Annotated in this window: 21 protein-coding genes; 16 read left to right on the top strand and 5 right to left on the bottom strand. The window is 41.2% G+C overall.

All coding sequences use genetic code 11. The features are described from left to right. Window positions 1-36 precede the first annotated feature (36 nt). Genes CWB72_RS01025 through CWB72_RS20805 form a run of 5 tightly spaced genes read left to right on the top strand, consistent with a single transcriptional unit; the run spans window position 37 to window position 3,754 of the window. On the top strand, window positions 37-1,209 hold the full coding sequence (locus tag CWB72_RS01025) for a protein-glutamate methylesterase/protein-glutamine glutaminase (RefSeq protein WP_138628594.1): 1,173 nt from the start codon (window positions 37-39) through the stop codon (window positions 1,207-1,209). A 34-nt stretch (window positions 1,210-1,243) separates the two neighbouring features. Beyond that, window positions 1,244-2,014 (top strand): ParA family protein, encoded by a 771-nt coding sequence (locus CWB72_RS01020; protein WP_130255653.1) that lies wholly within the window; start codon window positions 1,244-1,246, stop codon window positions 2,012-2,014. A gap of 6 nt (window positions 2,015-2,020) precedes the next feature. Then, the gene (locus CWB72_RS01015; protein ID WP_138566490.1) at window positions 2,021-2,800 is read left to right on the top strand and encodes a chemotaxis protein CheW; all 780 of its coding nucleotides are present in this window, start codon (window positions 2,021-2,023) and stop codon (window positions 2,798-2,800) included. 24 nt (window positions 2,801-2,824) lie between these two features. Then, window positions 2,825-3,322, top strand: coding sequence for a chemotaxis protein CheW (locus CWB72_RS01010; protein ID WP_130255651.1), 498 nt, complete (start codon window positions 2,825-2,827; stop codon window positions 3,320-3,322). After that, window positions 3,323-3,754 carry a DUF2802 domain-containing protein gene (locus CWB72_RS20805; RefSeq protein WP_436409839.1) on the top strand — a complete coding sequence of 144 codons (432 nt, stop codon included), beginning with the start codon at window positions 3,323-3,325 and terminating at the stop codon, window positions 3,752-3,754. Between the two features lie 37 nt (window positions 3,755-3,791). Here the strand turns inward: CWB72_RS20805 and CWB72_RS01000 are convergent, their stop codons facing one another. Both CWB72_RS01000 and CWB72_RS00995 read right to left on the bottom strand, forming a co-directional pair. Then, on the bottom strand, window positions 3,792-4,088 hold the full coding sequence (locus tag CWB72_RS01000) for an EscU/YscU/HrcU family type III secretion system export apparatus switch protein (RefSeq protein ID WP_138628592.1): 297 nt from the start codon (window positions 4,086-4,088) through the stop codon (window positions 3,792-3,794). A gap of 11 nt (window positions 4,089-4,099) precedes the next feature. After that, complete coding sequence (locus CWB72_RS00995; RefSeq protein WP_138628590.1) at window positions 4,100-6,880, bottom strand: flagellar hook-length control protein FliK; 2,781 nt, start codon at window positions 6,878-6,880, stop codon at window positions 4,100-4,102. Between the two features lie 60 nt (window positions 6,881-6,940). Between CWB72_RS00995 and ccmA the strand changes: the two genes are divergently transcribed. From ccmA to CWB72_RS00945, 10 genes are read left to right on the top strand one after another with little or no spacing between them, the layout of a single operon-like run. Beyond that, a complete protein-coding gene (ccmA, locus tag CWB72_RS00990) occupies window positions 6,941-7,603 on the top strand; it encodes a cytochrome c biogenesis heme-transporting ATPase CcmA (protein WP_212747864.1) in 663 nt (220 codons plus the stop codon). Beyond that, window positions 7,603-8,289, top strand: coding sequence for a heme exporter protein CcmB (gene ccmB, locus CWB72_RS00985; RefSeq protein ID WP_138628588.1), 687 nt, complete (start codon window positions 7,603-7,605; stop codon window positions 8,287-8,289). Before ccmA ends, ccmB begins: the two co-directional genes overlap by 1 nt. Window position 8,290: 1 nt before the next feature. Beyond that, window positions 8,291-9,028, top strand: coding sequence for a heme ABC transporter permease (locus CWB72_RS00980; RefSeq protein WP_058029221.1), 738 nt, complete (start codon window positions 8,291-8,293; stop codon window positions 9,026-9,028). 2 nt (window positions 9,029-9,030) lie between these two features. Next, entirely contained in the window at window positions 9,031-9,234 is a 204-nt protein-coding gene (ccmD, locus tag CWB72_RS00975) for a heme exporter protein CcmD (RefSeq protein WP_138628586.1), read from the top strand. Beyond that, the gene (gene ccmE / locus CWB72_RS00970) at window positions 9,231-9,710 is read left to right on the top strand and encodes a cytochrome c maturation protein CcmE (RefSeq protein ID WP_138628584.1); all 480 of its coding nucleotides are present in this window, start codon (window positions 9,231-9,233) and stop codon (window positions 9,708-9,710) included. The genes ccmD and ccmE overlap by 4 nt, the downstream gene beginning before the upstream one ends. A 1-nt stretch (window position 9,711) precedes the next feature. Next, on the top strand, window positions 9,712-11,664 hold the full coding sequence (locus CWB72_RS00965; RefSeq protein WP_138628582.1) for a heme lyase CcmF/NrfE family subunit: 1,953 nt from the start codon (window positions 9,712-9,714) through the stop codon (window positions 11,662-11,664). Then, complete coding sequence (locus tag CWB72_RS00960) at window positions 11,661-12,233, top strand: DsbE family thiol:disulfide interchange protein (protein WP_130255643.1); 573 nt, start codon at window positions 11,661-11,663, stop codon at window positions 12,231-12,233. The genes CWB72_RS00965 and CWB72_RS00960 overlap by 4 nt, the downstream gene beginning before the upstream one ends. Beyond that, a complete protein-coding gene (locus tag CWB72_RS00955) occupies window positions 12,230-12,694 on the top strand; it encodes a cytochrome c-type biogenesis protein (protein WP_138628580.1) in 465 nt (154 codons plus the stop codon). Before CWB72_RS00960 ends, CWB72_RS00955 begins: the two co-directional genes overlap by 4 nt. 5 nt (window positions 12,695-12,699) lie before the next feature. After that, window positions 12,700-13,974, top strand: a complete 1,275-nt coding sequence (ccmI, locus tag CWB72_RS00950) for a c-type cytochrome biogenesis protein CcmI (RefSeq protein ID WP_138628703.1) — start codon at window positions 12,700-12,702, stop codon at window positions 13,972-13,974. Next, window positions 13,975-14,709: an MlaA family lipoprotein gene (locus CWB72_RS00945; protein WP_138628578.1), complete on the top strand. Its 735-nt coding sequence runs from the start codon at window positions 13,975-13,977 to the stop codon at window positions 14,707-14,709. A gap of 73 nt (window positions 14,710-14,782) precedes the next feature. Here CWB72_RS00945 and CWB72_RS00940 read toward each other — a convergent pair whose 3' ends face one another. Together CWB72_RS00940 and CWB72_RS00935 are read right to left on the bottom strand one after the other, a co-directional pair. Continuing rightward, window positions 14,783-16,801 carry a TonB-dependent copper receptor gene (locus CWB72_RS00940; protein ID WP_138628576.1) on the bottom strand — a complete coding sequence of 673 codons (2,019 nt, stop codon included), beginning with the start codon at window positions 16,799-16,801 and terminating at the stop codon, window positions 14,783-14,785. Between the two features lie 137 nt (window positions 16,802-16,938). Next, window positions 16,939-18,165, bottom strand: coding sequence for an EAL and HDOD domain-containing protein (locus CWB72_RS00935; protein ID WP_138628574.1), 1,227 nt, complete (start codon window positions 18,163-18,165; stop codon window positions 16,939-16,941). Window positions 18,166-18,405: 240 nt separating this feature from the next. Between CWB72_RS00935 and putP the strand changes: the two genes are divergently transcribed. Then, window positions 18,406-19,890, top strand: coding sequence for a sodium/proline symporter PutP (gene putP / locus CWB72_RS00930; RefSeq protein ID WP_138628572.1), 1,485 nt, complete (start codon window positions 18,406-18,408; stop codon window positions 19,888-19,890). 79 nt (window positions 19,891-19,969) lie between these two features. On the opposite strand, the gene CWB72_RS00925 is transcribed toward putP, so the two are convergent. Beyond that, the coding region (locus tag CWB72_RS00925; protein ID WP_138628570.1) for a methyl-accepting chemotaxis protein at window positions 19,970-21,239 on the bottom strand (1,270 nt) is incomplete at its 5' end.

Genomic DNA, 21,239 nt, shown 5'->3' with positions numbered 1-21,239 from the left:
CCACTTTTCGTTCTTAAGAATTCATAGAGTATGCCAATGGCAGTAAAAGTTTTAGTTGTAGATGATTCAAGCTTTTTTAGGCGTCGAGTCAGCGAAATTTTAGAGCAAGATAGTGATATTAAGGTAATTGACTTCGCTGTCAATGGGCAAGAAGCTGTTGAAAAAGCAGCCTCATTACGTCCAGATGTTATTACTATGGATGTAGAAATGCCTATTTTAGACGGAATCAGTGCCGTTAAAAAAATTATGCAGGCTAACCCTACACCAATTTTGATGTTTTCTTCTCTAACCCGTGAAGGGGCAAGTGCTACTCTAGATGCGCTTGATGCAGGTGCATTAGACTTCTTGCCTAAAAAGTTTGAAGACATCGCTCGAAATAGCGAAGAGGCGATAAAGTCATTACAAAATAAAGTAAAAGAAATTGGACGTAGGAGATTACCTCGTTCAGTTAGCAGTTATTCACGCCCTGCAGTGACTAAGCCTTCACATTCTCAATCACCAGTCGCGGGTAGGGCAACAGTATCGTCTCGTACTTCAAGTGTTGCACAACCGGATAGAACCTTTCAAAGAGCAGCTGTTCAACCAGCATCAAACTCAACAGCGACAGGTAAACAGTTCAAAGCTTCTGGAAAGCAATACAAACTCGTGGCAATTGGGACTTCAACAGGCGGGCCTGTTGCACTGCAAACCATTCTGACTCAGCTACCTGCTAATTTTCCACACCCGATATTGTTGATTCAACATATGCCAGCAGCTTTCACACCTGCTTTTGCTACTAGGCTTAACGGTCTGTGTAAAATAAAAGTAAAAGAGGCGGAACATGGTGATAAATTACAGTCAGGTGTTGCTTATTTGGCACCTGGTGGCAAGCAAATGCTGGTTGAATCCAAAGGGGCAATGAAAACGCTCCGTGTGTTTGAAGATGACAGTACAAGGGTGACTTACAAGCCTAGTGTTGATATCACTTTCGCGAGTGCAGCAAAAGCTTATCAAGCTGATGTGCTTGCGATAGTTTTAACGGGAATGGGGGCCGATGGTCGAGATGGCGCACGTTTACTAAAACAGTCAGGCGCAACAATCTGGGCTCAAGATGAGCAAACCTGCGTGGTTTACGGAATGCCTCAAGCTGTTACAAATGCGGGCTTATCATCTGAAAGCTTAGCTTTACATGACGTTGCATCAAAAATAAATAAAGAAGTAGGTTGTTAATCTATTTGTTCAAGCACTAGGAAGTAATTGTTTCGTGAAGATCTGGACTGTAGCAAATCAAAAAGGAGGCGTTGGTAAAACAACGACTACTGTTAGCCTTGGTGGTATCCTTGCCAAGCAAGGCAAACGAGTATTGTTGATAGATACAGATCCTCACGCATCTTTAACTTATTACTTTGGTATTGACTCTGAAGAGTTAGAAGTCAGTGTTTATGACATCTTTGCTCGAGGGACGGCAATGGAGAGCGAGGAAATCCTCCAAGCTTTATGCCCCTCAACCATTGAAAACCTTGATATTTTGCCGGCAACAATGGCAATTGCGACGCTTGATAGAAGCATGGGTAATCGCAATGGTATGGGCTTAATCCTGAAAAAAGCACTGGCGAAAATAGGCGAACATTACGACTATGCGATCCTTGATTGCCCACCTGTATTAGGCGTTTTAATGGTAAATGCACTCGCAGCCAGCGAACGTGTACTGATCCCAGTGCAAACTGAGTTTTTAGCGCTTAAAGGTTTAGACCGTATGATGCGTACCATGGAATTGATGCAAAGCTCTCAAGCAAAACAATATAATTACACCATCGTGCCAACCATGTATGATAAGCGAACTAAGGCATCGTTAGAGGCATACAAAACATTGCTTGCCAATTACGAAGGGTCTGTCTGGCCTGGTGTTATTCCGGTTGACACAAAATTTAGAGATGCCAGTTTGGCTCAGCAAGCACCTATAGAGTTTTGTCCTAAATCTAGAGGTGTATTTGCTTATAAGGCACTGCTAGAGCACTTAATTAAGGGTAGTTAGAGGTATATGAGTAAACATTTGTTTGCTAATGAAAAAGTAATGAAACAGTATCTAGGGGCACTTTTACAAGATGATGAGCCTAATGATACTGCGCTTGCACCTGTAGCAAAATTACTTGAGCGTGTTCCTGATATAACTGATGCTCAATTAACCCAACCAGCACAGAAAGTTGTACCAGATGTCGTTGATACTCCAACTACAACGATTGAAGTAAGCCCTGAAGTTGCCGAAATCCCAGAGGTTGAGTCGAAAGATCTTGAGTTAACTAAAAATAATACTATTATCAAAGAAGAAGCCATTGTTGAGCCAAACTTAACAAGCGTACAAGAAGAATATGTCGAAAGTGAGTTTCAAGCCTTATTTTTTGAAGTCGCAGGGCTCACTTTGGCGGTTCCTTTGAAGTCTTTAGGTGGTATTCATCAACTTGGAGAAGTGACAGCGCTTTTCGGAAAGCCTAAATGGTTTAAAGGCGTTATGCTTAATAGAGAAGAGAAGCTCAATGTCGTTGATACGGCAAGATGGGTTATGCCAGAGAAGTATACCCCTGAGCTAGAAGAAAAACTGGACTATCAGTATCTAATTACACTCGGTGATAGCCCATGGGGGCTATTGGCTGAAAACTTAATTAACAACATCACATTAAAGCCTGAAGACATTAAATGGCGTGTAAATGGTGGCAAGCGACCTTGGCTTGCAGGCGTTATTAAAGAAAAAATGTGCGCTTTAATTGATGTAGAGAATTTAAACCGCTTACTAGAGCAAGGCTTAGATAGCCAAGAGCAGTAACTCAGAACTTTATGGAGTATAACCATGAGCCAAGATAGACTACTTTCTGCAGACAATAATGCCGACAGTAATGATGAAGTTCTTCAATGGGTAACTTACAAGTTAGAAGACGAAACGTATGGTATTAATGTAATGCAAGTGCAGGAAGTACTGCGTTATACTGAAATTGCACCAGTGCCTGGTGCACCAAGTTATGTTCTTGGTATTATTAACCTTCGTGGTAACGTTGTTACGGTTATCGATACTCGTGCACGCTTCGGCTTGATGAGCGCCGAAGTTACAGACAATTCGAGAATCGTTATTATCGAAGCTGAAAAGCAAGTGATCGGTATTCTTGTCGATAGCGTTGCTGAAGTTGTTTATTTACGCAGTTCTGAAATTGACAGTGCACCAAACATTGGTACTGAAGAAAGTGCTAAGTTTATTCAAGGCGTTTCAAATCGGGAAGGTGAACTACTTATTCTTGTTGATCTGAATAAGCTACTTAGCGATGATGAGTGGGATGAGTTGAGTCAAATATAAGTGTTATCCGTAGTTCAAGATAATCTTGCTTTTATTGTAGTCGTTGTTACCTCAGGCATTCTTTTTTTGATTTGTCTGGGGTTTATTTTTGGATTACAAAAAAAGCTTGAAAAAAATCATAAAAATCAGCAGTTTCTAAAACAACAGCTCGGAGAATCGAATGCTCAAACCGAGATACTACGCAGTGAAATAGCGGAATTAAGATCGGGTTTAATGAGCACTGGTAAGCGATTACTGGCTTGCGAAAATTTTGCGAAAGATTTAGCTCAGCAGCAAGCTGCACTAAAGTATGATGATCCAGATGCAAAAATTTATTCTCGAGCGGTTAAAATGATTGAGTTAGGTGCAGACCTCGAAGAGATAATACGAGAGTGTGAAATACCTCGAGCTGAAGCTGAGTTACTTCTCTCATTGCACCAAAAACAATCTTAAATAAAAGCGCTGAGTACTTACCTCGGTGCTTTTTCTTTTAAGCTTTTATATTCAACTTCTTATTAAAGCCTTCCCAGCCAGGTGGGAACTTACCTCTTAAAACATAAGAAAAAGCAATTAATTCGGCGATGACATAATAGAGCTCTTTAGGGATTTCTTGGTTTAACTCAAGTTGATTTAATGTCGACGCCAGTTCGGCATCTTCGTGGATCATAATGCCTTTTTCTTTCGCGAGTGTAATGATCTCATCAGCTAACTCACCAAACCCTTTATAGACAACCTCAGGTGACTTGCCTGCTTCATACAGTAAACCAATGGCTGATTTTTGCTCCATGTTTTTCACTCCTAAACCTGAATATTGACAATAGTATGCTGACTAAAAAACAACTCAGTTTTTTCACTGTCCTCTGTTAACTCGATATCACCAACTTTAAGGCCGTGTGCACTTAATTTCCTTCTCAAAATGTCAAGGTGCGGCTGTGCAAGCGCACAAACCTGAGAAGAGTTTCCGGTTACTTGGCACTCTAGTGATTTATCCATGAGTTCGGCTTGTACAGAGAGTTTACCTAGTGATGAGTAGTCAAAATGTAATCGGATATACCAAACCGTTTTTTCAGGTAAATTGCCTTTTGCTGGTTTCTTATAATTGCCTATTTGTAAATGTGTCTGTTTGCAGTTGTCAGGGAGCTTAGTTGGTAAAAACAAACTGACTAATAACTGTGTATCACTACTTTGATTTTGATTCTGGTTGAGGCTTGCTGACTGAACCATATTTTGCTGCAAACTATTATTGAGTTGTACGAGTTCACTCATCAAAGGTGAGTTTAAATTAGGTATGTTTTGCTGAAGTTGGCCGATATTCTGTGCTTTAAAATTGGGTTGTAGGGTTTTTAACAGAGCATCGAATTTTGCTTGAGTTGAACTATCGTTATTTTCATTTTGCATCATTTTTGGCGCAGATAGAAATGTGAGCAGCAACTTTTCAACGTTATTCAGTAAACTACTATTTTGTAGGTTTGTATTTATATTGGTTTGAGTCGCTGCGCTAGCTAGTGGGTTTGGTAAGTTAAGCTCATTGGCAATTTGCGCTGAAGAGTGCTGTTTCTCATCTATCATTCTAGAAAAAGCATGATGCACCAGACGCGAAAGGTCTGGTGACTTTTCATCCTTAAAACGAGAGAGTTTATTAATCTTCTCTGAGCTTACTTCCGGCACCAATTTTTCAGCTTTATCTATATGTTGCTCAGCTATAAATGGCTTAATCAAAAGTTTCTCGAGACTACCTGAAGGCACATAATGATTCTTTATGGTTGATAATACACTTTGGCTAGGAAGCTTAACTTGGTTGGAGTCATTCATTATTTTAGATTGGGGACTAAAACTTTGTTGTATAGCATTAGTATTTTTCGCAACGATTTTACTTTGTTGTGTTATCGACCCCATAGTCTTTTGCATTGAACTTTGAGTATCTGAAGCAGCACCACTTTTAACATTAATTTGTTCTTTTCCTGCCTTATTATGTAGTTGCGAGACTGCACTTTGTAGGTCTGATGAAGCAGAAGTCGTAGAGCGAGTATTTATTTTTTTAGTAGAAGCTTTTGGTGTTTGTAATTGCTCACTTTTATTTGCGTTTTTATCTCCTACAAAGGAGGAGCTTAGCCCTTTATCAGAGTTAACTTCACTGCTCAAAGGTGTTTTTTGAATTGCTTCTTTAGGTATGATTTTTCCTTGTGAAGCCATTTGAACTTTGTTGGGGTCTATTTCAGTATTCACCTTTTTAGCTTTTGGCTGCTTTAATGATGATTCTTGCTTGGGTGATGGCATCGACTCAGATGGAAGCTTATTTGGATCACTTACACTTGATGCCATGGACGTTTTAGGCGTCGCTTTCAAATTTCCCTGTGAAAATAGTGTGGTTGCTAAAAGGTGTTCGGGAACTTTGAGTGGCGCCGTAATTGTAAATTGAGATGTAAAAGCTATTGTTTGTCTGATCTGAGAAAATAGCTGCACAATAGGTTCTGATTTTAAGTTTTTGGCTTCAGGGTAAATGAGCGTTTGAGAGGCGGATGTTTTGTTCAAGGTAGGCAATTTATTCACAACAGCCGCGATATCCACATTTGAAGAAACAGTGTTTTTACTGTTTTTCTCACCGATCAACATAAAAGGTGCTGCAATAATATTTTGTAATGCAGTTCGTACTGCTTGCTTTACGTCTTTAAATGAAACATTCAGCAAGGGCTTGTCATAACTTAACCCTGATTTGAGAGGCGCCTCGTTTGTGGGTCTTTCCAACTTTGTAGCCTGTGTAAGCATTGACTTAGCTGAATGCTTTAATTGAATAGCATATTGTTTCGACTTTTCGCTAATTTCAAGGCCATGCATGGTGGAAGTAAGTGTTGCAGCCCGCCAGCTTTTGTCTTGGGTGTTTGCTGAAAGCAGTTCTATATTTCTGAGTGATAAAGCGGCTTTGGTGACTGGGTGTTGAATTTTTGGCGCTTTCTCAGAAAAATTAAGGACCATAGAAGGAAAGCTATTTGTTAGGCTCTGTGTAATTTTATTTTTGGCGATTGGTTGTTTGAGCAGTTGCTCTCCAAAGCGATCACTTATCGTGAGTAATACCTGTGCAGTATTGGCGTTTAATTTTGCAATTAATTTAGGCTCTGCGGCGAGTATTTTTGCAAGACTTGGATTGATTGCTAGGCTTACATCAAGCTTAGGAAGTTGAAGGCTCGCGGGTGTAGTTTTTATCTCAGCGTGTGTCGTGATATTTGGGCCAATTGAATCTCCTTTTAAAAAGTTCAACAGAGAGAGCAATTGGTCAGTAGCCTTGATATGTAAACCTTGTTTTGGGGTTTGTAATGTTAACTTTAATCCCGTTTCATCGAGCTTAACAATTGCTTCTGGTAGTTCGAGCTTTTGACTGTGAGGCTCTATTGCAAGGCGAACAGTTTGCCAGCGTCCATTTATTTCGATGTCCATACTGATTGAATCAGATTTTATCGAAATGTTCTTGGCTAAGAACGATTGCCCAATCGAGTTATGCAAAGCGCGTCTATTTGCTTCGCTTAAAGTTGAGATAGACTCAGATGAGACCGAGCTCAGGTTTATAATTGGCAATTCATTCATTATTTTAAATCAAATTTTAAGTAATCGGTCGCAAAGCTCTGTTCGTATTACCATACCATTATGGTAGACTATCGCCCAATTTTACGTACCGAGAATACTAATTTGCTAGAGGTTAAATCTGTCACTTGCGTCAAGCAAGAACGCTGTTTGTTTGAAGCGCTTAGCTTTACACTCGGATCTGGCAAGATTATGCAAATTGAAGGCCCAAATGGTGCGGGAAAAACCTCTTTATTGAGGATTTTGTCAGGCTTTGCTCAACCAGAAGAGGGTGAAGTACTGTTCGAGCAGCGTTCAATTAATGATTATTACGATGAATTTGCTGCTGAGTTATTATTCATTGGGCATAAAACGGGTGTAAACACCCAACTCACAGCATTTGAAAATGTCTGTCATTGGTTGCGTGTTCACGGTTATAACGATGAAAGTCAGGTGTATGACCTACTAGGCAAGTTAGGCTTAGTGGGCCTAGAAGATGTTCCGGTTAGAACACTATCAGCAGGTCAGCAACGCCGAGTTGCACTGGTTAGACTTTGGCTTAACAGCGCAAAGCTGTGGATTTTAGATGAGCCTTTTACAGCCCTAGATAAAAAAGGCGTTGCCATGTTGCAGTGCCGCTTTAATGAGCATCTCGAGCAAGGCGGGTCAATTTTATTAACAACGCACCAAGACCTCACTCAGCATTTTGAACAATTACAAACTTTAGTGCTGGAGTATCGACACTAATGCAAGTAAACCATTCTTATTGGCAGCTTTTTAAAGCTGTATACAGCAAAGATGTCACTTTAGCATTTAGACAACGTGCAGAAATAGTAAACCCGTTGTTGTTTTTCCTCATTGTCATTACGTTGTTTCCCCTAGCAATAGGTCCAGAGCCAGGGTTATTAGCCCGCATGGCGCCAGGTATTATTTGGGTCGCAGCGTTACTGTCTACTATGCTAGGACTTGATAAGTTGTTCAGAGATGATTATCACGATGGTTCATTAGAGCAAATGATTGCCTCACCCTATCCGTTGTCTTTGTGCGTGTTAGCGAAAGTCTTTGCGCATTGGACCATCACCGGATTACCTATGGTTCTGATGGCACCCATGTTTGCACTTTTGATGAATCTTGAGTCTCAGGCGCTCGGTGCAACCATTTTAACCTTATTAATCGGAACCCCATTGTTAAGCTTTATCGGTGCCATTGGCGCTGGTTTAACAGTGGGCTTACAAAAAGGAGGTATTCTAATGAGTTTACTTGTTTTACCTCTGTATATTCCTGTCCTAATTTTTGCAACTTCAGCCATTGATTCCAGCAGCATGTCGCTGGCATATGGAGGGCAGCTTGCAATCTTGGGTGCGATGTTAGCAGTTGCCTGCATTGCCGCACCCTTGGCCATATCGTCAGCATTAAGAGTGAGTGTAAGTTAACATGTGGAAATGGTTACATCCCTACGCTAAAGCAGATCGTGCATACCAGTTGTGTAACACCTTACTGCCGTATTTTGCCGTAATTACCGTTGTCTGTTTAGTTGTTGGTTGGGTCTGGGGCTTAGCGTTTGCGCCAGCTGATTACCAACAAAAAGACAGTTACAGAATCATCTTTATTCATGTGCCTTCAGCTATTTTGTCTATGGGCGCGTATTCTTCAATGGCGATTGCCGCAATAGTGGCGCTCGTCTGGCAGTTGAGAAATGCTGAGTTGGCTGTAATTGCGATTGCGCCTGTAGGGGCTGCAATGACCGCAATTGCTCTTATCACCGGTGCTGCATGGGGTAAGCCTATGTGGGGAGCATGGTGGGTGTGGGATGCACGCTTAACCTCAGAGCTTATTCTTTTATTCTTATATCTAGGAGTTTTGTCGCTCTATCATGCGTTTGAAGATAAAAAGGCGGCGGGTAAAGCAGCGTGTATCTTAGCGATCGTTGGGGTGATCAATCTACCTATTATTCATTTCTCAGTTGAGTGGTGGAACACTTTACATCAAGGTGCAACCATCACTAAGTTTGATACGTCGGCAATTGACCCTAGCATGTTGTGGCCTTTATTTATCAACATCGCTGGCTTTGCTGGTTTTGTGGGTGTGATTTCACTAATTCGTTTAAAGAATGAAATTCTTCAGCGTGAAAAACACCGTCCTTGGGTACGCAGTTTAGTAAGTCGAGGTTAACAATGCAGTTCGAATCTTTTAGTGACTTTATAGCTATGGGTGGCTACGGCTTCTTTGTGTGGCTTTCATATGGTTCTTGTGCCGCTATTTTGGCTGGTATTCTACTTAGTTCTCTTAACGATGGTAAGAAACTAAAAAAAGAAGTAAAAGCGCAAATGTTGCGTGAAGAGCGTATCAAGAAAGCAAAAGAGGAGGCGCAAGCATGAACCCTAGACGTAAAAAACGCATGTTTGCTGTGCTAGGCATTATCTTTGGTCTTGGCTCAGCGATTGGCTTAACTTTATACGCATTACAAGAAAACATTAATTTGTTCTACACCCCGTCAGAGCTCATAAATGGTAAGGGTGAAAACTATGAAATGCCATTCGTAGGTCAAAAGTTACGAATTGGCGGTATGGTCGTACCAGGCTCAGTAAAGCGCGATGAAACTTCATTAGAAGTTGAATTTAAGCTCATTGATACCGGTCCTATGGTGACTATTCGTTATCATGGGATTTTGCCAGATCTGTTTCGTGAAGGTCAGGGTATTGTCGCACAAGGTACTTTAATTGAGCCTGATGTGATTGAGGCCTTTGAAGTTTTAGCCAAGCATGATGAAGAATATATGCCTGCTGAAATTGCAGAAGCCGTTAAAGGTATCAAACACGAAAAACCAAAATATAATTTAAATAACGAGAATTAGTATGATCCCAGAAATTGGTTATTTCTCGCTTGTACTGGCAATGGGCTTAAGCTTGTTGCTATGTATTTTTCCTTTATGGGGCGCTTACACCGGTAATCTTAGGTTAATGCGAGCAGCGCCTTCATTGGCTGTTGGTCAGTGTCTTTTTGTCCTATTTTCTTTCGCAATTTTAATTTATGTCACGCTGACTGATGATTTTACCGTCGCGTATGTGGCACATCATTCAAGCACAACTTTACCTTGGTACTACAAGGTTACGTCGACTTGGGGTGGCCATGAAGGTGCAATTTTACTCTGGCTCGTAATGCAGTCGTCTTGGACTGCATTGGTTGCGCTTATGTCAAACTCTTTACCTTGGGTTTTACGTGCTCGCGTGCTAGGCGTGCTGGGTTTCTTGGGGGTTGGCTTTATGCTTTATACCTTATGGATGTCGAGCCCATTTGAGCGTTTACTGCCTTATTACCCAGTAGAAGGGCGAGATTTAAATCCGCTGCTGCAAGACCCGGGTATGATCATTCACCCACCATTGCTTTATATGGGCTATGTGGGCCTATCTGTATCCTTTGCGTTTGCAATTGCGGCATTACTAACGGGTAAGCTTGATAATACTTGGGCTAAATGGTCTCGCCCATGGACTATGGTTGCGTGGGGTTTCTTAACATTAGGTATCACTATCGGCAGTTGGTGGGCGTATGCAGAACTAGGCTGGGGCGGATGGTGGTTCTGGGATCCAGTTGAAAACGCTTCACTGATGCCATGGCTAGTTGCTACTGCATTACTGCATTCGTTAGCAGTTACTGAGAAACGCGGAGTGTTCAAATCTTGGACGGTATTACTTGCTATTACTGCGTTTAGTTTATGTTTGCTGGGTACCTTTATCGTTCGTTCAGGGATCATTGTGTCAGTGCATGCCTTCGCGACTGATCCAGACCGAGGACTATATATCTTGTCGTTTTTAGGCGTTGTGGTAGGTGGTAGCTTAGCTTTATATGCAATGCGCGTTTCTGAAGTTTATAGTGAGGGACGCTATAAGTTTGCTTCTCGAGAGGTGACTCTCTGGGCGAATAATATCTTTTTAGTGGTGGCAACTCTCATTGTATTACTGGGCACCTTGTTGCCTATGATCCATAAAGAGTTAGGCCTGGGTACCATTTCAATTGGTGTGCCTTTCTTTAATCAAATGTTCTCTATTTTGGTTGTACCTTTTGCATTGTTATTAGGCATTGCACCTATGATGCGTTGGAAGCAAAACCAATTACCGCCTATGGTGAAAAAGTGGGGGGGTATGTTGGTCTTAGCTCTTGCACTGACTACATTGTGGTTATTGCCGAATTACGAATATGTTGCGCCAATGACGTTTATCGCAACAGCGCTTGCAGTGTGGATCACGCTAGGTACATTGGTAGATTTTTTTGATAAGGCGTCGGTACAAGACAGTTTCGCTCATGGTTTAAAACGCTTAGGTTTAAGTTATTGGGCAATGGTGCTTGGCCATATTGGTATTGCATTTGTGATAGCCAGTGTGACACTCACATCAGCGTATTCAGTTGAACGTTCAGTCAGTATGAAGCCAGGTGACGTGGCACAGCTAAACGAATACAGCTATCGATTCGATGGTGTAAAGGAAATTCGCGGTCCAAACTACAGTGGCCATGCGGGTGTGGTAACTGTGTTAAAAGACGATAAATTCATCGTTGAGTTATATGCTGAAAAACGCTTATATGATATCGGCATGCAATTTATGACAGAAGCCGCGATTGACGATGGTTTCTTCAGAGATTTATATTTAGCGCTCGGTGAGCAACTGAGTGAAGGTGCGTGGTCATTACGTATTTATCACAAACCTTACGTTCGCTGGATGTGGCTAGGTGGTATTTTAATTTCACTTGCCGGCTTCATGGTTGTGGCAGATAAGCGTTACCGTAGAAGAAAGATAAAGGGAGCTGTAGCATGAATAAAAAGCTATTAGGTTTTATTCCTTTTTTAATCTTTATCTTCTTATGCGTTTTCTTGTACCAAGGCCTGTTTGGTAACCCAAGAGAGTTACAAACCGGCCGTATAGGTCAAACGATGCCAAGCTTTGTTTTACCTGATTTAATGGATGAATCAAAACAGTGGCGTGATACAGACCTAAAAGGTGACGTATATTTACTGAATGTATGGGGAACTTGGTGCCCGACCTGTATCGCTGAATTAGGCTATCTTACTGAGTTAAGAGAGCGTGGGGTGCGCATTATTGGTTTGTACTATGAACAAGCTTATGACCCAGACTTTGGCGATCAATTTGATATTAATGCACTGCGTAATGAAGTGCAGAATATGCTTGATAGAGCTGGCAACCCATATCAATTCAATATTTTAGACTTACATCGCACTCTGGCACTTGATTTAGGCGTCTCAGGTGCACCGGAAACTTTCCTTGTCGATGCCAATGGTACGATTCTATTGCACCATATAGGTGACATAAACCCTCGAGTTTGGCGTGCTAAGTTTGCACCTGTTATGCAGGAGTTATCAGAATGAGAGTTTTAACTTTGTTATTTCTGAGTATTTTGAGCTTTTTAGCTTACAGTGCCCAAGATGAATATGAATTTGCCAATGCTGAGCGCGCAGCAACCTTCAAAGCGTTGACGCAAGAGCTTCGTTGTCCGAAATGCCAAAACCAGAATATCGCTGATTCAGATGCGATTGTCGCTAAGGACTTACGTGACAAGGTACTAGTGCTAGTGAACGAAGGAAAATCAAAGCAAGAAGTCATTGATTACATGATTGACCGTTATGGTTACTTTGTTCACTACCAACCGCCGGTGACACCTGCAACCATTGTACTTTGGGTATTACCTGTACTAATTGTGATCATTGGTTTTGGCTTTATTGTCTTTCGACAAAAGAAGGCGTCAAAGAAACAAAAGTGGAATGCGCAAGACGAAGAAAAGCTCGCGCAACTGATCAAGCAGTATCAACGTCAGGAGCATAATTCATGAGCGCAATGACGCAAATGTGGGGCATGTTTGCTCTATTATCAATTCTTGCCGCTTTATTTGTTGTGGTGCCATTTTTACGACGTGAAAAGGTCATCGCGGTTGATTCTGATGCCAATGCAGAGCGTATTGGCATATATCAACAGCGCCTAGATGATTTAGAGCAAGAGTTTGCGGATAAGAAAATTGAGCAAACAGTTTACAACGAGTCAATTGTTGAGTTAAAGCGCCGCTTGCTTAATGAGTTATCTCCTGAGAAGCAACTTAATGCTCGAGGTAATAACCGTATATTCGCGCTAACAGGTTTGGCTTTTTTAGTTGCAGTGAGTGCCGTATTTTATGGCTTTACAGGCAGTCAAAAGCAAATAGAAGACTGGTACACTGCCATCGATAGGTTGCCAGAATTTGGTGAGCGTGCGGTTTTACAGCAAGGCGAACCACTGTCTCAAAATGAACTTCAAGCATTTGCTTTAGGCCTGCGCACAAAGCTGGCAGAAAGTGGCGATGATGCTGTTGCTTGGATGCTGTTAGGCCGTGTTGCTATGTCACTGGGTGATAATGATATGGCCAAGCAAGCTTTCGAAAAAGCACTGTTTATGCAGCCTGATAATAACAATGTATTGGTAAACTTTAGCCAAGTACTGTTAATTGAAGGTACTGAACCGAGCATGAACCGCGCTGCGAGAATGCTATCTAAAGTTTTACAGTCTGATCCAAGTAATATGGACGCGATTTCGCTATTGGCATTAATCGCATATGAGCGTCAAGACTGGGAAGAAGCTAAAGCCGCATTTGAAGTACTGCAATCTTCTATGACCCAAGATGACCCTCGCTATGCCATGATTTCAGAGCGTATTCATGATATCGAACATAAAATTAATCCTGATGCACACGCACATGAAGAAAGTCAGCCTCCTGCAGGTGCATCATTGACGGTATCTGTGTCGTTAAATGATTCTATAGCAAGTCAGTTACCAGACAATGCGACGCTGTTTATTTTTGCTAAAGCCCATAATGGCCCACCAATGCCATTGGCTGTGAACAAATTAAAACAATTTCAATTTCCGATTACTGTTACACTTGATGACAGCATGGCTATGATGCCTGATTTGAAGCTTTCTAATTTTGAAAAAGTTGAGATCACTGCCCGAGTTTCAAGTGATGAAGCTGTAACGGTGCAGGCAGGCGACTTAGAAGGTCAATCAGACGTGATAGCCTTAGATAATGCGCCATCAATTGTGCGTGTTGAGATCAGTCGTGTAATAACCAGCACAGGAAGCTAAATGTTAAAACCTATATTATCTGCGTTTGCTGCACTCATTATTTCTGGGTGTGCAACAGTTTCCCCTGAAAAAGTTGATGAGCGAGATCCGCTTCAAAGTATCAACAGAACGGTGTACGACTTCAATATGGATGTACTTGATGCATATATTTTGAAGCCTGTCGCCGAAGGGTACCTAGCCGTTACGAATGATCCGGTTAGAAAAAGTGTCTATGCGTTTACTACCAATATTGCAGCTCCTACCGATGCGGTTAACTCATTATTACAAGGAAAACCAAAAGATACAGGCATCAATACCGCGCGGTTCTTGGTGAATTCAACAGTGGGTATTTTTGGTCTCTTTGATGTTGCAAGCTCATTAGGTTTAAAGCATAAAGATGAAGACTTTGGTCAAACCTTAGGCGTATGGGGCGTTGGTGATGGCGCATATTTGATGTTGCCAGGCTATGGACCTTCTACCGCTAGAAACATCACAGGTGACGTGGTAGACAAGTTTGTATTACCTGAACTTGCGATGTCTACACCTCAAAGCCTATTAGTTTTTGCTGTGAGAGCAATTGATACGCGTGCGAGTTTATTATCGCAAGAGAAGCTACTTCGTGAGTCACTTGACCCGTATGTGTTCATGAAAGATATCTACTTCCAGCGTCAACTTTACGAGCTGTATGATGGTAACCCACCAATCAAAGAAGAAGAAGTTGAAGATTTTGATGAAGACTTCTTAGAGAATCTTTAAGCGCGCAAGCATACTTAATAGAAAGCCAAGTCAATGACTTGGCTTTTTCTTTATCTAACACTAACCCTAAGAGTTAAAAGCGCCAGTTGAGGTTAAGCCAAGCAGTTAACCCCGCTTCATTCACTCTGCTGGTCTGCTCATAGCCATTGACAGCCGCACCTGCACGACTTAAGTGCTCGTTGTAGGCTTTGTCAAGTAAATTATCTATCCCAAAACTCCAGTCTATGTTTTGATTTTGACTGTAGTTAGCATTTATTGACAGCACACCGTAACCGGCGGACTTTGAGACGTCTTGACCTGCGATATTACCCTGGCCAACAGCAACACGATGTTGCTTTTGTACAACACGCCAAAGCATGCCAAGCTGCCAATCTTTTAGTGCGTAATCAAGTGTAAAACGAGCCTGTAAAGCAGGTTGTTGCGCTAATGGTCTATGATCAGTTAGATTTGTTGCTCTTACCCAACTCATACTTGCACCGGTTGATAACGACTTTGTCAGTGAATATTTGCTGTCTAACTCAAAACCAAAGCTCTCAGAGTCAACGTTACGCGTTACTTTTGCCGATTTACCCATTTTCTCAAACGTATTGTCGATGAGAATAAAATTATCGGTTTGATTGTAGAAAACAGAAGCAGAGCTTTGCCACTTATCAGTTTGGTGGACTAAGCCTAAATCGAATTGACCAGTGGCTTCGTGCTTTGTGTTAAAAGCACTTGTGGTCTTTTCGCTGCTTCGCGCCGCTCCTAATATTTCCCAGTAATCAGGAAATCGTTCTACATAACCGAAGCCTGCAAAGTAACTGGTATTTTCGGTTTGAGTTTGAAATCTTGTGAACCCACTATACAAAGATGACTTTCGAGTCTGAAAAGCAGTCGGGTTAGGGGACATCATCATCATTGAACCGGCCATTTTGCGCTCATCAGTTGCTTGCCACCTGTCTACGCGCAAGCCCGATACCCATTGTTTATTTTCCTCTGGACTAAATTCGTATTCAGCAAACACGCCAAACCGCTCAAAATGTCCGTCGGTAGTACGCGTTTGATTGTCAATTGGCATCATATTGATATTCATAGACATACGATTTGTATGCTCATTACTTTGATGGTCAACGCCAATGCTAAACTTGCTCGTTTTATTGTACTCACCGTGTGCTAAAAACTTCCCGCCGTAAGTTGTTCTGTCAGGGTTCATCGCTCTAGGCGTTTTGTTCATTGGTGTTGCAACGAAATCACGTAATGAGAAGTTGTCCATAATATGATCGACATAATTGTAAAAAACTTGCCCTTCAATGCGTTTAATGACGGTGCCTTCAAGTAACCAATCTAATTTAATTGCACTATGGGTTCTATCAAATAAACTTCCGTCCATTGCTCTATCAGCATAAGCAACTTCGCCATCACTACGCCCAAGTGAAAGGCTAATAATCTTATCGTCACTTGGTGTGTAAGTGAACTCTAAATCGGTATTCCACTTCTCGTACGCTGAATGCACATGCGTGCCATTGCCATCTTTATAATTGTCCGCTTTGTTATAGCTGGCTGATATATTGGCAAAGTAGTTTTGATCTCCAAATTTAAGCTGGGAATTAATACCGCGACGCCCGGCATTGGCAAGCACTAGGTTACTAAAACCCTCTATACCAGCTTTATCCATTCTGTAACTATCACGCTCAAATAATACGGTCGCAGCGCTGTTACCTGGTCCATATAATACTGTTTGTGGACCTTTTATTACGGTAAGCGTGTCATAGGTTTGTGGCGTAATATAAGCCGTTGGAGGGTCCATACGATTTCCACATCCACCCAAGGTGAGGTTGCCATCAGTTAAAATATTCAAGCGCGAGCCTGCTTGACCTCTAAAGACTGGATCTGAGCTTGCTGCTCCTTTTTTGATTAATGAAAAGCCACTGATACTTGAGAGTAAATCTGACGCATCTTGAGCAGGCAAGGGCTGCCTTGGTAATTTAGGGTCGGTTTTTATATTGAGTGGTGTTTGCATTGGTGCAATGACAACGATTTTTTCTATGTCATCAGCTACAGCATAACTACTTAATAATGTGCAGATAAATCCATTTAGAATTGATTTTTTCATTTTAAAGCCCAGCAATTGAGAGAGTTGTGGGCAGTGTATAGATTTTTATTTGCTGAGGAATGTGACAGATTGTCGCACCTAGCGGGGTTTGTTGATGCGACAATATCTTGATTGATTTATATCAAGTTAATTCTGTACTAATTGCACTCCATGACTTGAAGTTGCTCGTTGCCCCAAGTAACAGCTTGGTTGTAAATTTCAGGTAGTAAATCGTTGCTAAATTTAATACGTTCACAATATTCACCGGTCAACTCCCAATCTGCTTGCTCATAGGCTTTGATGAGGCCTAAATATTGCGCCAGTATCCCTTGTTTTTGCACTAAGGCATCTTTGATCAGATTGCTTAAAGGCAATTTTTTCATAACGCCTTCCATGCTTTCATCTAAAATCGCATCCATCAGTGACATCATACCAACTAAAAAAGCCATGCCAGTGTCTTGGATCCCCTTATGTTTTTGCGCGAGTAGCTCACAAAAGCGTGCACGAGTTAGAGACAGTTTGATTAATTCGATAGGCTTTTCAGAGGAAACTTGAGCAGCGAATAAAAGAGATAAAAACTTTTTCAGTTCTTGGTTGCCAAGTACAACCACCGCTTGTTTGATTGTATTTATCTCTGCACGTCGTTTAAAAGCAGCGGAATTTGAATAGCGAAGTAACTTATATGATAAGTTGACGTCTCTTTCAAAAACAGAGGTGATTTTTTTGATATCTACATCAACCACTGAGGTTTCATAAAGCAGTTCTGCAAGTGCCATTTCTGAAGGAGGCAGGGATTTGCTTTTCACCATTTCAGGTTTGGCAAAAAAGTAGCCTTGAAAGTAACTAAAGCCCAGAGCCACGGCCTTTTCGAATTGTTCATTGGTTTCTACTTTTTCTGCAACAAGCTTAATACTTTCAAATTCTTTGGTGGCTTCGATGAGCTCTGCAATCTCTTCATCTGAGGTGATCAGGAGGTCGACTTTAATTTGATCTATGTATGGATAAAAATGACGCCACACTTTTTGGTGTTTGTAGTCATCAAGGGCTAAGGTATAACCTTTATTTTTTAGCTCTTGTACTGCAGCAAGTAAGCGTTTACCAGGCTGAACGGTTTCTAGAATTTCTATAACGACTTGTTCACTGGGCAACATGGTTGGATAACCTTTAAGAATGGTATCCAGTGTAAAATTAATATATGCAGGCTTGCTATCCGTTAAGTCTTCTAAACCAAAGTTAAACTGGCTGCCCTCAATGAGCTTTGAGGTGGCTTCATCCCCGTCTATATTTGGAAAAACATTGTCTACGCCATCTCGAAACAATAGCTCATAACCCATAAGCTGTTTGTGTTGATCAAAAATAGGTTGGCGGGCTGCATAAAAATACATGTACTACTATTCCTGTTACTCTCGACAATGTTAAATATAAAATATATTGCGTAGTAAAGCATTAACTAATTTATAAAATATAGTTTTTTATTCATTCTTTGTTCTTAGTTTTTATTGCTGTTTACATTGAACGCACTTATCTAGGGTTAACTTTGCAGTCATGATATAGTGACTTTTATAAATAAAAATAATCTTTAATCACCAAGCAATCATCTCGTAATGAGTAAGCGGAGGTAAGTTTTGGAAACAGGTACTTTAGTATCTTTGGTTTTGTATTTTCTCGTAATGCTGGGTATTGGGCTATACGCTTATCGTAAGTCAACCAGCGATGTTTCAGGCTACATGTTAGGTGGGCGAAGCCTTCCTCCTAGTGTCGCAGCACTCTCTGCTGGTGCTTCAGATATGAGTGGTTGGATTCTGATGGGCTTACCGGGCGCGATGTTTGTTACAGGCTTTAGCAGCACTTGGATAGCTACCGGCTTAATTATTGGTGCTTGGTTAAACTATTTATTAGTTGCACCAAGGCTACGTGTTTATACTGAAGTAGCAAATGATGCGATTACTATTCCTGATTATTTTGCTAATCGTTTTGAGGATAAAAGTAATGCGCTGCGGATTGTTTCTGCATTGGTTATTATCGTATTCTTCACACTTTATACTTCATCAGGTGTTGTGGCTGGGGGCAAGTTATTCGAGAACTCTTTCGGCATAAGTTATGAATCTGGTTTATACATTACGACAGGTGTAGTCGTATTTTACACTTTATTTGGTGGTTTCCTAGCTGTGAGCCTCACTGATTTTGTACAGGGCTGTATTATGTTCATTGCACTGGTTTTAGTGCCTTTAGTGACTTTCTCTCTACTAGAGAATCCCTTATCTTCTACTCTTAATGAGTTGAACCCTGATATGTTAACTTGGGTTGGTGCTGGTGGTGCAATAGGTATTATTTCAGCAATGTCTTGGGGGTTAGGGTATTTTGGTCAGCCACATATCATAGTGCGTTTTATGTCAGTTAGAAGCGTGAAAGATATGCCTGTTGCACGTCGTATCGGTATGAGCTGGATGATAATTGCAGCGCTCGGCGCTGTATTTACAGGTCTTTTTGGTGCTGCTTATGCCCATGAGAAAAACCTTGTAGTTGACGATCCTGAAACAATCTTTTTGATATTGTCACAGTTATTATTCCATCCACTTATATCTGGGTTCTTACTGGCGGCTATTCTCGCTGCGATTATGAGTACAATTTCTTCACAGTTATTAGTGAGCTCAAGCTCATTAACAGAAGACTTTTACAAAATCTTTATTCGTCGTGATGCGACAGATAAAGAGCTTGTATTAGTTGGTCGTATCAGTGTGGCACTAGTTGCAATGTGTGCCATCTATTTAGCGTATGACCGTGATAGTTCTATTTTAGATTTGGTAAGTAATGCATGGGCAGGTTTCGGTGCAGCATTTGGTCCGTTAGTATTATTTAGCTTACTTTGGAAACGCATGAACTTTGCAGGTGCATTAGCTGGCATGCTAGCCGGGGCAGGGACCGTTCTTATTTGGATTTATGCACCAATCCAAATTAATGGCCAATCTTTAAGTAGTTTAATTTATGAGATTGTCCCAGGATTTATTCTTTCTTCAATTGCCATTGTTGTGGTGAGTTTAATCACTGACGAGCCACCTGCGCAAATTGGCGATAAATTTGCTGAGTATGAACAAGAGTTAAATGCATAGTTTGTTTCTTAAGTAATGAGAAGGGAGCGATATGCTCCCTTTTTTGTTTTTACTGAGTGCTGACTGATAACTATGTCATCTAATGAATCTTAAATCCCTTTACAATTTCTGATAATTGATGACTGGCTTGTTTTAAACTTAAGCTGGCTTCAGTAAGTGCATGTGTTGTTTCTAGTGAATGATCGGTGGCTTCTGACAGAACGGTTATCCGAAAGTTTACTTCCTGAGCAGCCGTACTTTGTTCTTCTGTTGCACGCGCTATATGGCTATTCATATCTGTAATGGACATGATGAGTCGCTCTATTTCATTTAACACTTCATCGGCTTCTGCAACTTGCTTTACTGTGTCTACAGAGATCTGCTGATTTGCCTGCACAGCACTCACTGCTTCTTGAGCACCTTTTTGTAATTTCTCTATCATGGTTTGGATTTCATCAGTGCTTTGGCCTGTACGGCTAGCAAGAGTTCTTACTTCATGAGCTACAACTGCAAAGCCACGACCCTGCTCACCCGCTCTAGCAGCTTCAATAGCCGCACTTAGTGCAAGTAGATTAGTTTGCTCTGAGATCCCTCTTATTACATCTGATACAGAACCTATGTTATTACTTTCTTCAGCAAGCACGGTGGTCACCTCGCTGATTTCTTGAATATTACTCGACAAGGTTTCTATTGCTGTGATGGTCTTAGCCACAACTTGTTTACCGTTATTGTTGTTCTTAAGCGTATCATTAGCTGCATGTTCTGCAGCTTCAGCATTTTCACTTACCTCTTTTATCTGCATGCTCATTTGTTCGACTGCCGTAGCAACTTGTCGACTGTTATCATTTTGATGTTCAATATGATTTAAATTGACTTTACCTTTATCATCCACTGAACTTGAAAGTCGTTCGACCTCTGTATCGCTGTGTGAAACGCGTTCTATAGAATGGCGCATTTTTTCAGTGTAGGCGTTAAAGTAGTTCGCTAATTGTGATATCTCATCTTTGCCTGATTCATCTAGTCGCTGGGTGAGATCACCTTCGCCATGGGAAATGTTCTTCATCATTTCAGTCGCTAAATTGACGGGATTGAGAATACTGTTGCTAATTAAAGAAATCAGTGCGGCCAAAATGATAAGCAAGACAACTACATCAATGATCATTAAATTTCTAAGTTCTGCAGAGTCTTCTTCAATGGAATCTAGATAAACACCTGAACCTAAGATCCACTGCCAAGGTGCAAACCCTTTAACATAAGAGATTTTGTCGACGGGCTTATCAAAACCAGGTTTTGGCCATTTATAAGGCACAAAGCCTTCACCTTGTTGGCGAACAATTTTGACCATTTCCATAAATAACCTGAGCTGCGCA

It is taken from the genome of Pseudoalteromonas phenolica, from assembly GCF_005886345.1.
GTDB classification, from domain to species: domain Bacteria; phylum Pseudomonadota; class Gammaproteobacteria; order Enterobacterales; family Alteromonadaceae; genus Pseudoalteromonas; species Pseudoalteromonas phenolica_A.
The sequence above is the reverse complement of the archived record's forward strand: the minus strand, read 5'-3'. Positions and strand labels throughout refer to the sequence as shown.